The sequence below is a fragment of the Planctomycetota bacterium genome (assembly GCA_035384565.1).
GTDB lineage: Bacteria > Planctomycetota > PUPC01 > DSUN01 > DSUN01 > DAOOIT01.
Window position 1 is genome coordinate 1 of the sequence record DAOOIT010000106.1, and the last position, 13,749, is coordinate 13,749.

Annotated in this window: 9 protein-coding genes; 2 read left to right on the forward strand and 7 right to left on the reverse strand. The window is 72.8% G+C overall.

All coding sequences use genetic code 11. The features are described 5' to 3' along the window. Positions 1-451: 451 nt before the first annotated feature. The 4 genes from melA to PLE19_22565 form a co-directional block, all read right to left on the reverse strand. Entirely contained in the window at positions 452-1,891 is a 1,440-nt protein-coding gene (melA, locus tag PLE19_22550; protein HPD17728.1) for an alpha-galactosidase, read from the reverse strand. A gap of 127 nt (positions 1,892-2,018) precedes the next feature. After that, on the reverse strand, positions 2,019-2,663 hold the full coding sequence (locus PLE19_22555) for an SGNH/GDSL hydrolase family protein (GenBank protein ID HPD17729.1): 645 nt from the start codon (positions 2,661-2,663) through the stop codon (positions 2,019-2,021). Positions 2,664-2,756: 93 nt separating this feature from the next. Continuing rightward, the gene (gene thrC, locus PLE19_22560) at positions 2,757-4,190 is read right to left on the reverse strand and encodes a threonine synthase (GenBank protein ID HPD17730.1); all 1,434 of its coding nucleotides are present in this window, start codon (positions 4,188-4,190) and stop codon (positions 2,757-2,759) included. Then, the gene (locus PLE19_22565) at positions 4,187-4,756 is read right to left on the reverse strand and encodes a hypothetical protein (protein HPD17731.1); all 570 of its coding nucleotides are present in this window, start codon (positions 4,754-4,756) and stop codon (positions 4,187-4,189) included. Before PLE19_22565 ends, thrC begins: the two co-directional genes overlap by 4 nt. 189 nt (positions 4,757-4,945) lie before the next feature. On the opposite strand from PLE19_22565, the gene PLE19_22570 reads away from it, so the two are divergent. Further along, entirely contained in the window at positions 4,946-7,618 is a 2,673-nt protein-coding gene (locus tag PLE19_22570; protein HPD17732.1) for a Tex-like N-terminal domain-containing protein, read from the forward strand. 12 nt (positions 7,619-7,630) lie between these two features. Here the strand turns inward: PLE19_22570 and PLE19_22575 are convergent, their stop codons facing one another. Beyond that, the gene (locus PLE19_22575) at positions 7,631-9,577 is read right to left on the reverse strand and encodes a HEAT repeat domain-containing protein (GenBank protein HPD17733.1); all 1,947 of its coding nucleotides are present in this window, start codon (positions 9,575-9,577) and stop codon (positions 7,631-7,633) included. Between the two features lie 114 nt (positions 9,578-9,691). Between PLE19_22575 and PLE19_22580 the strand changes: the two genes are divergently transcribed. After that, the gene (locus tag PLE19_22580; protein HPD17734.1) at positions 9,692-10,411 is read left to right on the forward strand and encodes a glycerophosphodiester phosphodiesterase family protein; all 720 of its coding nucleotides are present in this window, start codon (positions 9,692-9,694) and stop codon (positions 10,409-10,411) included. 15 nt (positions 10,412-10,426) lie between these two features. Here the strand turns inward: PLE19_22580 and PLE19_22585 are convergent, their stop codons facing one another. Both PLE19_22585 and PLE19_22590 read right to left on the reverse strand, forming a co-directional pair. Then, positions 10,427-12,139, reverse strand: a complete 1,713-nt coding sequence (locus tag PLE19_22585; GenBank protein HPD17735.1) for a tetratricopeptide repeat protein — start codon at positions 12,137-12,139, stop codon at positions 10,427-10,429. A 16-nt stretch (positions 12,140-12,155) separates the two neighbouring features. Further along, positions 12,156-13,274 (reverse strand): PilZ domain-containing protein, encoded by a 1,119-nt coding sequence (locus PLE19_22590; protein ID HPD17736.1) that lies wholly within the window; start codon positions 13,272-13,274, stop codon positions 12,156-12,158. Positions 13,275-13,749: the final 475 nt, after the last annotated feature.

Here is a 13,749-nt window from a genome sequence, read left to right on the forward strand (position 1 = left end):
AGGGCTGCCGCGGGGCGGTCTTGTTCCCAGGGCGTTGCCCTGGGCTATCCTATTTTGCTCCTTCGGAGCTCCCGCAGCCACCTACAATTCCGGCCCACACCCGTCCACGCCCCAATCGTCCGGTGAGAGCGGAGGGCGTGAGGCCGCGCGGGCCTGGCGGTTCCGCGGGAGGGCTATGCGGGGCGGCGGGCGGGCGCCGCCCGCCCATGCTGTATCAACCCCGTGAGGGGGAGAGTGATACAGCATGGGTAGATGGGCGAGAATGGGCGATTCTCGCGGTTCCGGCCATACTCGCTCATCTGCGCGATGAGCAAGCATGTGAGCGGGAATGGCCGGAGAGCGTAAGGCATTGCGGCATAGAGGGTTATAGGGCGGCCCCCGCCGGCGCCGCCGCACCGCTCCCATGCTCTCCAATGGCGGCTACGTCAGGATCGCCAAGCCCTGATGAGCCTTACTTCCTGGCCTTTTTCACCTTCATGGTGGCGAGTTGGCCGAAGCGGTTGCCGATGGCCAGGGCGGGGTCGAGGGGGGCCTCGATGCCCTTGGTCTTGGGCGTGACCTTGACGGGCTTGCGCGCGGCCAGGGTGCGGCCCTGGAACTGCGGCAGCCACGCGGCCTCCTTGGCGAGCATCTCGCGCACCATCTCGCGAATCTCGTAGAGCGTGCAGACCGCCGAGGCGAGCGGGTCGAGGGCGACCGCGGCGAAGGCCAGCTCGGGGTCGCCCGTGAGCGCGGCCTGGCAGGCGAGGCCCTGGACGGTGACGTTGGTCTGGTTGAGGGCCGCGCACTGGGGCGGGAGCGCGCCCACGCGGGTGGGGTAGATGCCCATCTTGTCCACGAAGCAGGGCACCTCCACGCAGCAGCCCTGGGTGAGGTTGGCGATGAGGCCGTCGTTGCGCACGTTGCCGTTGAGGCGGAACGGCTCGCCCGTGGTGTGGGCCTTGAGGATGTGGGTGCAGTACTCGGCGCTGGGCGGGGCGAGCTGGGTGGACTCGAACTCGAGGGGGTCCACCTTGGCGAACTTCTTGGCGAGGATCTTGCCGAACTTGTAGTAGGCGCCGCTCTCGCCGCCGAAGGCCGGCTCGTCGCAGTAGGTGTCGAGGGCCTTCTGGTTCTTGCGGAAGTAGGGGAGGTATTCGCTCAGGTGGCCGGTGCTCTCGGTCATGAAGTAGCCGAAGTGGCGCATGGTCTCGATGCGCACCTTCTCGATCTTGTAGACCTCGGGGCGCTCGCACAGGGCGCGGAACTTGGGGTAGAGGTCCACGCCGTCCTTCTCGAGCCGCAGGAACCAGGCCATGTGGTTGATGCCGGCGGCGAAGTAGGAGAGGGACTCCTTTCTCTCGCCGAGGATGTGGGCGATGAGGTCAATGGTGGTCTGCACGCCGTGGCAGAGGCCGACGAACGGCACCTTGGCCTCCTGGCCCAGGGCGTAGCACACGGCGGCCATGGGGTTCACGTAGTTGAGGAGCAGCGCGTGGGGGCAGAGGCTCTCCATCATCTTCGCATAGCGGACGACGACGGGGATGGTGCGGAGCGCGCGGAAGACGCCGCCCGGGCCCAGCGTGTCGCCGATGCACTGGTCCACGCCGTACTTGAGCGGGATGAGGTAATCGTGCTCGTAGGCCACGGCGCCGCCGGTGTCGAACATGTTCACCACGTAGTCCGCGCCGTCCAGCGCCTCGCGGACGTCGAGCGTGGCGGTGATCTTGGTGGGCAGGTGGTTGTCCTTCACCACGCGGTCGGCGAACGCCTGGATGCGGTCGAGCTTCGGCTTGCCGCGGTTCATCAGGCAGATCTCCGAGTCCACCAACTCGGGCGTCGCCATGATGTCCATCATGATCGTCTTGGCGAACACGATGCTGCCGGCGCCGATGAACGAGATCTTGGCCATGGCCTCGTCCTCCTGTGGGTGGTGAGCGGACCGCGCGCCTCGCTGTCCCAGAGGATACCCGGCGCGAGGCGGGCGTGTCAAGCGGCGAGGCCCGCGCGTGCCTCCGCTGCGGCGCCGCCGGGGCCGCTCAGGCGGAGAGGGCCTCGAGCAGTTCGTGGGCGATGAGGAGGTGCCCCGTGCGGTTGGGGTGAACGGGCTCGCCGCAGAAGGCCGTGAACGGGCGGTGCTGGAGCTGACGGACGAACATGTCCTGGAGCCGCACGAGCCGGGCATCGAAGGCCGTGGCCAGGTCGCGCACGACCGCCAGGTAGCCGGGCAACAGGGCCAGCACGCGGCGCTGGTAGTCGTCCGCGTCGCGCTCCAGGATCATGTAGAAGGGCTCGAGCAGCACGAGCCGCGGGGCGAGCCGGCTGGCGACGCGGGTGAGGATGCGCGTGTAGCTCTCGCGGTAGACCTCGGGCGGGACGTAGCGCACGCCGTCGAGGGTGCGGTGCAGGTCGTTGATGCCGATCATCACCGAGAGCCAGTCGGGGCGCTCGGCCAACACGTCGGCCTCCCAGCGGGCCTCGAGGTCCAACACCGTGTCGCCGCTGATGCCGCGGTTGACGAAGCGAATCCTGCGCTCGGGGTGCCGCGCCGTCACCAGGTCGGTGAAGTAGGCCACGTAGCCGTTGCCCAGGGGGCCGACGGCCGGGTCGCGCCGGCCGCAGTCGGTGATGCTGTCGCCGATGAGGACGAACGTCTCGCCGCTCTGGACGCTGAAACCGCTCATTCGGGCGTCTCCCTCGGGTGATGGGGGCTGGGGTCGCACACGTCGGACGGGTCCGACACGTCCGACGGGGCCCAGTGGGGCTTGTGGGCCCGGTCACAGCCGGCGAATGATCCGCAGGATTTCCTCGATGTCGTTGGCCACGGGGATCGGCTTGTTGGCGTGGCGGGCCTGGGCGACGCCGAACTGGCCGAACTCTTCGCGCAGGCGCGCCTCGTCGTACGAGTGATAGCCCACGGTGGCGTGGGGGTCTTTGAGCAGGTGGCCGGTGAGGATGCACACGACGCGCTCGCCGCGGCCGATGACGCCTTGCTCGCGCAGCCGCCTGGCGCCGGCGACCGAGGCGGCCGAGGCCGGCTCGCAGCCGAAGCCGTGCGCGCCCACCAGGGCCTTCGCGTCGAGGATCGCCTCGTCGGGCACCGCACGCACCACGCCGTTCGTCGCCTCCAGCGTGCGGAGCGCCTTGTCGAGGTTCACGGGGCGGTTGATTTCGATGGCCGAGGCGAGGGTGCGGGCGCGGCGCTGCTCGGTGTCCATCTGGGCGTAGAAGGCGGCGATCGCCGCATCGTCCACGTTCCCGCCGTTCCAGCGCAGGCCGGCGCGGTTCACCAGGCGGTCGAGGGTGTCGGCGCCCGCCGAGTTGATGATGGCCACGCGCGGGATGCGGGGGAGGAGGCCCAGAGCGTGCAGCTCGGCGAAGGCCTTGCCGAACGACGACGAATTGCCGAGATTGCCGCCGGGCACCACGATCCAATCGGGCGGCTCCCAGCCGAGGCCCTCGAGCACGCGGTACATGATGGCCTTCTGCCCCTCGAGGCGGAAGGGGTTGAGCGAGTTCATCAGGTAGAGGCCGGTCTGGAGGCACACCTCCTGCACCTGGCGCATCGCGTCGTCGAAGTCGCCGGCGATCTGGAGCGTCGTCGCGCCGTAGTCGAGCGCCTGCGAGAGCTTGCCGTAGGCGATCTTGCCCGAGCCCACGAACACCACGGCCTTGAGCAGGCCCGACACGCCGGCGAACAGGGCGAGCGAGGCCGAGGTGTTGCCCGTCGAGGCGCAGGCCGCGTACTTCGCACCCATCATGTTCGCGTGGGTGAAGGCGCCGGTCATCCCGTTGTCCTTGAACGAGCCCGACGGGTTGAGGCCCTCGTACTGGAGGAAGAGGCGGCCCGGCTCGAGGCCGACGTAGGCGGCCACCCCGTCGGTGCGCCGGAGCTGCGTCTGCCCCTCGCCGATGGTGAGCACCTTGTCGGGCTCGGCGAAGGGGATCAGTTCGCGGAAGCGCCACACGCCGCTGGAGTCGAGCGGGTTGCGCGAGGAGGTCCGCCGCTCGTCGAAGAGCGCGAGGCGCTCGGGCACGGGCAGGCGTTCCCAGTCGTAGGCCACGTCGAGCAGCGCCCCGCACCGCGCGCAGCGTTGATGCACCGACTTCAGGTCATACGTGGCCCCGCATGCGGGGCGGATGCACTGCTGATGGGCGACGGCCTCGGGGCAAGGGGGCCGAGCGTCGGCCAGGGAACGCAATCGGATCATTGGCCGGTCGCCTGCTTGGACTTGAGCTTGGCCTGGGCCTCCTGGACCTGCTTGACGATGTCGGCGGGAGGCTCGGCCACCGCCTCGGCCCGGCCGTCGGCGTACAGCACAAGATACTTGCCGGGCTTGGGAATCCTGGGGTCGGCGATGAAGGCCGTCACGTCAATCAGCATCCAGGTGCCGCCGGGCACCACGTCCAGCGTCTTGCCGTTGAGCGCCGTGTTCCACGCATAGGTCAGGCCCTTCTCGCGCAACGCGTCGGGCGCAAACGGCGACACGAAGAGCTGCGGCGGCGCGCCCGGGATGAGCCGCACGATGGACTTGGGGTCCTTCAGCGGGTCGCCCTGCGGGTAGAAGGCGGCGTTCGGCAGCGCGCCCGCGATGCACTGCGTCTGGAGCAGCAGATAGATCTGCCGCAGATTGTTCAGGCCGCTCACTTCATTGGCCCTGTGGATGGCGTAGCGGAAGTTCGACTGGCTGTTCAGCCCGGACATGATGGACGTGACGGTGAGAATCTCGACCAGAGTGACGCCCACGGCCCTGCGGCGGGAACGCGGTTTGAGCATGGCCGACCTCCATTCTGCGGTGCCGCGCCCCGCCCGCTCGCGCCCCGCGGCCCCATGATCGCGCAACCACGCCAACGAGTCAAGCACCGCTCGCTGCCGCAGGCTTTGACACCGCGGGCGCGTGTTCATATAATACTGGCTGCGTAGGGCGTATTGTGCGGATTCCGGGGCGAGGAGGCGCGGGACCCCATGGTCGAGCGCACCGAGCTGGAGCATCTGGCGGCGGATCTGGGCCTGCCGCTGGCCTGCGTGGAAGGCGCGGCGCCGCTGCTGGCCGAGGGCGCCACCGTGCCTTTCCTCCTGCGTTACCGCAAGGAGCGCATCGCCGGCCTGCGCGAGGACGAGGCCTACGCCCTCGCCGCCGCCCTGCGCCAGCGCCGCGCCATCGAGCAACGCAAGGCCAAGACCCTCCAGGAGCTGGAAACCCACGGCCCGCTTCCGCAGACGGCCCGCGACGAGATTGCGGCCTGCGCCGGCCTCGCGGAGCTGGAGGACCTGCGCCAGCGGCACCGCGGCAAGCGCCGCAGCCGCGGCTTCCTCGCGCGCGAGCGCGGCCTCGAGCCTCTCGCCCAGGCCATCCTGGCCCAGACCCCCGGCGCCCCGCCCCTCGAGGAACTGGCCGCGCCCTACGTGAACCCCGACAAGGGCGTGCCCGACCCCGCGGCGGCCCTCGAGGGCGCACGCCACATCATCGTCGAGGCCGTGGCCGCCGAGCCCGCCGTGCGCCGCGCCCTGCGCCAGCTCTTCCTCGACACCGGCGTAGTGCGCGCCCGCGTGGCCGACGGCCGCGCCGGCAAGCCGAGCAAGTACGAAACCTACTACGACTTCGCCGAGCCCGTGACCCAGATCCCTCCCCACCGCGTGCAGGCCATCCGGCGCGGCGAGAAGGAGGGCTGGTTGCGCGTGAGCATCGAGGCCGACCGCGAGCGCGCGCTCCACCTGCTCCGCGAGGGCCGCATCACGGCCCCCGCCACGCCTGCCGCCACCGTGGTCGAGACCGCTCTGGCCGACGCCTACGACCGCCTGCTCGCCCCCACCCTGGCGGCCGAGCTGCGCGCGGAGCTCAAGCGCCGGGCCGACGCCGAGGCCGTGCACGTCTTCGCCGCCAACCTGCGCGGCCTGCTCCTCCAGCCCCCCGCCGGGCCGCTGCGCACCCTGGGCATCAACCCCGGCCCGCAGGGCGCCTGGGCATTCGCCATCGTGGACGAGCACGGCAAGCTCCTCCACCACGGCCTCCTCGCGCCGCGGGCGCCTCGCGCCAACGCCGGCCCCCCCGCGCCGCCCCCGGCCGACACGACCGCCGCCCTCCCGGCGCAGGCCGCCTCCGAGGCGGCCTCAGCTCCCGCGGCGCCCGGCGCCGGCCCCTCCACGCCGCCTCCAGAGGACCCCAACGCCGGCCCCGCCGCCAGCGCCGGCGTCCCCGCGCCTGCTGCCAACGTGGGCGCCCCGGCGCCTCCGGCGCCCGCTGCGGAGGCCAGCGCCCCGGCGCCCCCCGCGCCGGGGGCCACGGCGAGCGCGCCCGAGCTGCCGCCCGCGCCCGCCGCCAGCGCCGAAGAGAGCCCCGCCGGCCTGCGAGCGCTCCTCGAGCTCCACGCCGTGGCGGCCATCGCCATCGGCAACAGCGCCGCCGCCCGCGAGGCCGACCAGTTCGTGCGCGACGCCCTCAAGGGCATGGAGGGCCGCCGCGTGCTGCGCGCGCGGGTCAACGACGCCGGCGCGGCCATCTACGCCAACTCGCGCGCCGCCCGCGAGGAGTTCCCCGACCTCGATGCGCCCACACGGGCCGCCGTCAGCATCGCCCGGCGCCTTCAGGACCCGCTCGCCGAGCTGGCGCAGGTGGACCCCAAGGCCGTGGGCGTCGGACAGTACCAGCACGATGTCAACCAGCGCTCGCTTCAGGAGCACCTGCGGAACGTGGTGGAGAGCTGCGTGAACCTGGTGGGCGTGGACCTCAACCGCGCGCCGGCGCCCCTGCTGGCGCACGTGTCGGGCATCGGCCGGGCCACGGCCCGCGAGATCGTGCGCTACCGCACCGAGCACGGCCCCTTCCGCTCGCGCGCCCAGCTCAAGGAGGTGCCCGGCTTCACCGACAAGCAGTTCCAGCTCGCCGCCGGCTTCGTGCGCGTGACCGGCGGCGACCAGCCGCTCGACGCCACCGGCATCCACCCCGAGCGCTACGACCTCGTGGCCCGCATCGCCGCCGATGCCGGCACCACCCCGGCCGCACTGCTCGGGCGCCGCGACGCCATCGAGGCCATTGACTTCTCGCGCTACGCGGGCGGCGATGTGGGCGAGCCCACCCTCGCCGACATCCGCCGCGAGCTGCTGCACCCGGGCAGCGACGGGCGCGGCGTCTTCCGGCCCGTCGAGTGCCACGACAGCGTGACCTCGCTCGAGGACCTCAAGCCCGGCATGGCTCTCGAGGGCACGGTGACCAACGTCACCGCCTTCGGGGCCTTCGTGGACATCGGCCTGCCCGAGGACGGCCTGGTGCACGTGTCGCACCTGTCGCGCCGCTACGTCAAGGACCCCAGCCAGGTAGTGGCGGTGGGCCGCGTGGTGAGCGTGAAGGTGCTGTCGGTGGACCTCGAGCGGCGGCGGATCGCGCTGAGCATCAAGGACGCGCTGCCGCCTCCGCCGCCCAAGCGCAAGCCGCGTGCCGCCAAGCCCCCCACCGAGAAGAAGCCCGAGCAGAGGCAGGAGCGGCGGCCGGAAAGGAAGCCGGAGCGGAAGCCGCAGAAGGCGCCGGCCGCGCCCGCGCCGCCTAAGGCCCCCGCCGAACAGAAGCCGAAGCGCGACCCCTTCGCCAAGGCCACGCCCGAGGACATCGCCCGCCTGGTCGCCCACTTCGCGCGCCGGTGAGCGGCCCGCCCGTCACCGAAGATTCCTGAGATAGTTGTCCGCCATCAGGCCGATGTTGCGCACCGCGCGGTCGGGGTCGTTCGCCAGGGCCGCCACGGGGGAGAGCAGGGCCTTGTTCTTGTGGGCGAAGGCGTGGTCGGCGAGCAGCTTGCCGGCCGCGGCGCGGGTCTCGGGCTTCCCGTCGCCCAGCGAGGCCAGAAGCGCGGCGGCCAGGGCGTCCTTCGGGCTGTCGAGCCCGCGCTCGTAAAGGGTGCGGCGCTTGGGGTCCTTGGCGCCGCGCGCCTTCGCATAGTCGGCCGCGAGGCACTGCACGGCCGCCAGGCGGCCCTCGCCCTGCGACTTCGCGATGGCCTCGGTGAGGAGGTCCAGAGTCTCTCTCGGGTTGCGCTCGATGCGGTCGGCCACGGCCCTCACGGCGTCGGCCCGCACGTCCTTGTCGGCGTCGCCCAGGGCGGCCACCAGGGCGCGCGTGGCGCCGGGGTTGACGAACTTGTCGAGCACCTGCACGGCCACGCGGCGCACGCCGGGGTCGGGGTCGGCCAGCATGGGCGGCACAGCCTTGAGGCCCTCGGCCCGCGTGATGTAGCCGAGGGCGATGATGGACATGGCGCGCACCGAGGGGCTCGGGTCCTTGAGCCCGCTGTTGACGAGGGCGGGAATGCCCTGCCGGAAGCCGAGCCGGCCCAGGGCCAGGGCGGCCTGGCGGCGCACGCGCACGTCGGGGTCCTCGATCGCCACGGCCAGGTCGGGCAGCACCGAGAACTCGCGCAGGCGGCCGAGCGCGCCCACGGCCTTGAGCCGCACGAAGGCGTCGGGGTCCTTGGCGAGCTGCCGCAGGAAGGCGGCGGCGCGCTGGTCGCCGCACGTGCCCAGGGCCACGGCGGCGCGCCAGCGGATGTTCTTGTCGGCGTCGAAGAGGAGGAAGATCAGGTGGTCGGCGGCCTGCTGGCTCTCGAGAAAGGCGAGGGCCTCGATGGCCCGGTAGCGCACGGCCTTGGGCAGGTTGGGCGTCTGGAGCACGGTCACCAGGCTGCGGGCCGCGCGGTCGCCCCAGCCCGTGTGCCGCAGGGCCGGGGCGCCGATCTCGCGCACCTCGGGGATGTCGGTGACGCCGAAGGCCTGGATGAACGCCGCCGCGATCTCGTCGGAGAGCTTGTCGTGCGCCTTCAGGCTCTTGAGCTCGTCGGCGCGCCGCACCAGAATCGTGCTCAGCGCCTCGGCGGCGATCACCTTGAAGTCCCAGGGGTAGTAGTTGTCGTCGGCCGTGAGCACGGTGGTGAGGGCCTTGAGGGCGGTGGGCGAGCGGTCGCCCACGGCGGCCACCGAGAGGAGCGCGGCGCGCATCCGCCCCACGTGCTCGTTCTCCTCGGGCGGCTTCGCGGGCGTGGTGCCGCCGGCCAGGGGCGAGAGCAGCAGCTCCACGAGCTGCGGCTTCTGGCCCTCCTCGGTCTTCGCCAGCACCGCCTCGGCCAGGCGGCCCAGCCGCGCCTCGCACAGCTCGCGCAGCGGGACCTCGCGCTCCTTCCCGTCCACCTCCGCTGTGACGCCTTTGGCGCTCGTCCACTCGGGGTCCTTGACGTAGAGGCGATTCAGTGCATACTGGAAGGCGACCATGCCGCGCGGGTCGCCGATCTCGCCGAGCGCCCAGAGCGCGGCCGCCTTGAGGGCCATCGCCTCCTTGGGCGACTGCACGAGGGCGATCAGCTCCGGAACGGCCCGCGCCTCCTTGAAGTAAGCGAACAGCCCGATGAGCTCCACCCGCTGCTCCACCGGCTTCCCGGCGTCCTTGAGCTCGAGCATCACGCGCTTGAAGGCGTCGTCCTTCAGCGTCAGCTTGCCGCGGTCGGGCGGCACCTCGCGGTCCTCGGGCTGGGGCGGCGCGGCGCCTCCGGCCGCCCAGCCGCTCACCAGCAGCAGGCACAACGCCAGCGCGCGGCCACCCGCTCGCACGATCGCCATGACAGGTCCCCCTGGAGGATTGGCTCGATCCTGGGTTCGCGGCCCGGCGGCCGCACAGGCCCATTATAGCCCGCCGCGGCGGGCAGTCAAACCCCTTGGCCAGGAGACAACGGAATGGCTGTGAAGCCCCTCGTCGTCGGGCACAGAGGCTGGCTCCAGCGCTACCCCGAGAACACCCTCGTCAGCCTGCGCGCCGCGCTGGAGCTGGGCGTGGACGCCTTGGAGTTCGACCTCCACCTCAGCCGCGACGGCCACCTCGTGGTCATCCACGACGCCACGCTCGAGCGCACCACGGACGGCACGGGCCGCGTGGGCGAGCGCACGCTGGCCGAGCTGAAGCGGCTGGACGCCGGCGCCTGGTTCGCTCCCCGCTTCGCCGGCGAGCGCATCCCGACGCTCGAGGAGGTGCTCGGCCTCGTGCCCCCGGGCGTGGCGCTCTACGCGGAGGTGAAGGATACGCGCCCCGAGATGGCCGCGGCGCTGCTGCCCTTCGCCCAGGCGCGGGCCGACGCGATGATCGTGCACAGCTTCGGCGCCGACTTCCTCGAGGCGTTCCGCCGCCTGGCGCCGTCGGCCGTGCGCATCGGGCTTCTCGGCAACGTGACGAAGCTCGACCTGGGCGCCGCCGCGCGGCGTCTGCGGTGCTGGGGCATCCATCCCTGCATGGAGGCGCTCACCCGCGAACAGGTGGCCGCCTGGCAGGCCGAGGGCTTCCGCGTGATGTGCTGGACGGTGCGGAACGAGGCCGACGCCCGCCGCGCGCTGGACCTGGCGCCCGACGCCATCGGCGCCGACTGCCCCGACGTGCTGTTGCGCCTGATGGGCCGGGGATGAGGCGCAGCCGCGCCGTCAGGGTCTGGGCGCCGACTCCGCCGTCAGGGCGCGGGCCACAGCGCCGAGGGCGGCCTGGTCTTCCAGCGACTTCGCGAGCGCGTCGGCGCGCGTCAGCGCGGCCCGGGCCGCGGCGAACTGGCGACGCGCGGCCTCCACCCGCGCGAGGCCGAGCCACGTTTCGAAGCGGCCGGTCTCCAGCTCCGTCGAGCGGCGGTAGCACTCGGCGGCCTCGTCCAGGCGCCCCAGGTCCTCGAACGCGCGGCCGAGCGAGGCATGCGCTTCGGCCCTCTGGGGGTCGAGCTCGATGGCGCGGCGGTAGCACTCGGCGGCGCGGTGCAGCCGGCGCTGGCTGTGATGCCAGTGGCCGCAGGCCAGGTGGGCCTGGGGGTTCCGCGGGGCCAGTTCGAGCGCCCGGTCGAACTCGCGTTGGGCGCCTGCCTCGTCGCGGCGGCTGGCCGCGAAGCTGGCGAGCCGCAGGCGCACGGCGGGGTCGTCGGGGTTGCGGCGCGCGGCCTCGGCCAGCTCCTCGAGGGCCAGGGCCGTGTCGCCGTGCCAGGCATAGGCGTCGGCCAGCCGCGCGCGGGTCACGCCCGAGCTGTCGCCCAGGTCCACCGCCCGCTGATAGGCCCGCACGGCCTCGCCGAACTGGCCCGCGAGCATCAGCGCGTCGCCGAGCAGGCGGCGCGGCAGCGGGCTGTCGAGGTCCAGCTCCATCGTCTCGCGGTGCAGCGCCACGGCGCGTTCGGGCTGGCCGAGCCCCACATAGGCGTCGCCCAGGAGCGCGCGGGCCTCCATCTGGAGCGGCTCGCGCGCCACCACGCGCTCGAGCACCCGGGCGGCGGCCTCGCACTGCCCATTGCCGATCAGGGCGGCGCCGAGTCCGATCTGGCCGGCGGTGGCCTGCGGCTCGGCCTCGACGCCCCGGCGCGCCTCGGCCAGGGCTTCGGCCGCCCGGCCCGCGGCGAGCAGGCAGGCCGACAGCTCGAAGCGCAGGCTCGCACGGTGCGGCTCCTTCGCGAGCACGGCCTGGAGCAGGGCGATGGCCTCCGCCGGGCGGCCGGTCGAGCGGAGCACCCAGGCCAGGCCGCGCCGCGCGGCGAGAGTCGTCTCGGGCACCTCGGCCAGTTCGCGGAAGAGGGCCTCGGCCTCCTTCGGCTGGCCGTTCCGCGCCAGGGCGTTGGCCAGCGCCAGGCGGGCCGGCGGATAGTCGGGGAACTGCTTCACGGCGAGGCGGGCCTGGTCGAGGGCGGCCTGGTGGCGGCCCGCCTGCTGGCGCAGCGCGGCGAGGTTCACCCAGGCGGCGGGGTCGGCGGGGTCGGCCCGCAGGGCCCGTTGGTAGGCGCGCTCGGCGTCGCGGAGGCGTCCGACCGCGGCGCAGGCGGCGGCCAGGTTGTTGAGGTGGCCTGCGGGGGGCGCGCCGCGGCAGGCGCGGCGGAAGTGGGCGATGGCCTCGGCCGGGCGCCCCGCCTCGTAGGCGAGCAGCCCCAGCCCGTTGTGGGCCGCGGCCTGGCGCGGGTCGGCCTCGAGGGCGGCCTGGAACCGGCGGAGCGCCTCGTCGCGCTGCCCGCTCTCCAGGGCGCGCAGGCCCTCGTCGGCGGCGCGGGCCGCGCGCTCGCGTGCCTCGTGGCCCACGGATGGGCCGCAGCCGCACGCCGCCAGCGCCGCCACCGCGGCGCAGCGCCAGACACGGGCGAACCAGCGGGCCGGGCGCAAGAGGTTGCGGCGCACGAGGACCTTCGGCGGGCTATTTCTCGGGGTAGCGCTCGAACTTCGCCACAAGCTTCCAGAGGCCCTGGACCTCGGCGCGGTGGAAGCACTGCTCGGGGTACCAACTGTTGAGGGGGCGCAGCCGTACGACGTTGTTGGCGTCGAAGAAGACCTGGCGGAACACCCCGCCGTCGCGGGTGACCACAAAGGCCAGGTCGCCGCTGCGCGCCGGCGCGTTGGGCGAGAAGACCACCGCGTCGCCCCGGTCGAACGACGGGGTGCCGCTGTGCCGCATCGTGTTGTCGTGGACCTCGAGGGCGAAGCAGTCGCGGTCGGCGAGGCCGGGCAGCAGGATCTGGCACTTGGCCACGCCCTGGAGGAGGACTCCGGCGTCGGGCCGCGTCTCGATGCCGGCCACGAGGTCGTAGAGGGTCACGGGCACCGGCTCCTCGGGGGGAGGCGTCGGCTCCGCCTCGGGCGGCTGGGGCGGCTCGGGGGCCGGTTCCTCGGGCGGCTTCTCGGCGGCGGGTTCGGGCGGTGCGGCGGCCTCGGGGGCCGGCGCGGGCTCGGGAGCCGGGGGCGCGGACACGGCAGCCACGGCCGGTGGCGCGGCGGCGGGCGCGGCAGCCGCGGCCGGCGGCGTTGCAGGCGCGGATGCCGCGCCTGCGGCCTCGGCGGCGGCTTCGGCGGCGGCCGCCGCGTCGTCGTAGACCCGGGCGGGGGTGCCCTCGGGCCGAGGCTCGAGATGCAGCGGGTAGTGCCGCGACACCGCGGCTTCCGCCTCGCGCTTGCGCTCGTCGGGCAGCGCCCAGAACCGCTCCTCGAGCGTGCGAAGCAGGCTGATCACTTCGGCTGGCGGGTGTATCAGCCGCGCGCCCACGCGGTACGAGCTGCGGTGCGTGACCCGCTTGGACCACACGACCTCGGCCTGAACCGTCAGCGACCGGAAGATGCTCGGGATGATCACCTTGAGGTCCAGGCGCTGGCCGATGTCGTAGAGGTCTTCGCTGACGAACTGGAGGCCGCCGACCGACACGTCCACGAGGGGGGCCACCTTCGGCGCGCCGCCCAGGAACGACAGGGCGCTGTGCTTGCGGTACTCGACCGTGCAATCCTCGACCACGAATCGCCGGTGCCGCCTGCCACGGATCGCCATAGCCTCTGCCCTCGTTAGCGGCCGCGGTGACGCCGTTCCGCCTCATTCCTTCACATTGTAGTGTGGCCCGGGGCGAGTGTCAATAGCCGCTCACGGAATCTGCGGCCAGCGCAGGTAGATCGTGATCTCCCCAGTGTGCTGGGAAGAACTACTAGGAGCCTTGCTTCTTCACCTTTCTCACCCCTGCGCGCCGTCACCTTCTCTTTCTCGCCCCTGCGCTCCGCGTGGGGGCGATGAACCGGACGCTCCTGCGTCCAACCCCAACCTCAGCCCAACCTCCCGCGGGTTCGCAGCCCGCGGGAGGTTCCCGACCCGAAGACGAAGAGGCCGCGGAGCGGCCAAGAGGCCCGTCCCCACGCAGAGCGTAGGGACGAGAAGGGGAATCATGCTCGCCCCTGCGCTCCGCGTGGGGGCGATGAGCCGGACGCTCCTGCGTCCAACCCCAACCTCCCGCGGGTTGCAGACCCGCGGGAGG

Bases quoted from the DNA above. Each gene is read 5' to 3' on its own strand.
- PLE19_22565 (HPD17731.1), bottom strand. From the start codon at position 4,756: ATGCTCAAACCGCGTTCCCGCCGCAGGGCCGTGGGCGTCACTCTGGTC.
- PLE19_22590 (HPD17736.1), bottom strand. From the start codon at position 13,274: ATGGCGATCCGTGGCAGGCGGCACCGGCGATTCGTGGTCGAGGATTGC.
- PLE19_22575 (HPD17733.1), bottom strand. From the start codon at position 9,577: ATGGCGATCGTGCGAGCGGGTGGCCGCGCGCTGGCGTTGTGCCTGCTG.
- thrC (HPD17730.1), bottom strand. From the start codon at position 4,190: ATGATCCGATTGCGTTCCCTGGCCGACGCTCGGCCCCCTTGCCCCGAG.
- PLE19_22580 (HPD17734.1), top strand. From the start codon at position 9,692: ATGGCTGTGAAGCCCCTCGTCGTCGGGCACAGAGGCTGGCTCCAGCGC.
- PLE19_22555 (HPD17729.1), bottom strand. From the start codon at position 2,663: ATGAGCGGTTTCAGCGTCCAGAGCGGCGAGACGTTCGTCCTCATCGGC.
- PLE19_22570 (HPD17732.1), top strand. From the start codon at position 4,946: ATGGTCGAGCGCACCGAGCTGGAGCATCTGGCGGCGGATCTGGGCCTG.
- melA (HPD17728.1), bottom strand. From the start codon at position 1,891: ATGGCCAAGATCTCGTTCATCGGCGCCGGCAGCATCGTGTTCGCCAAG.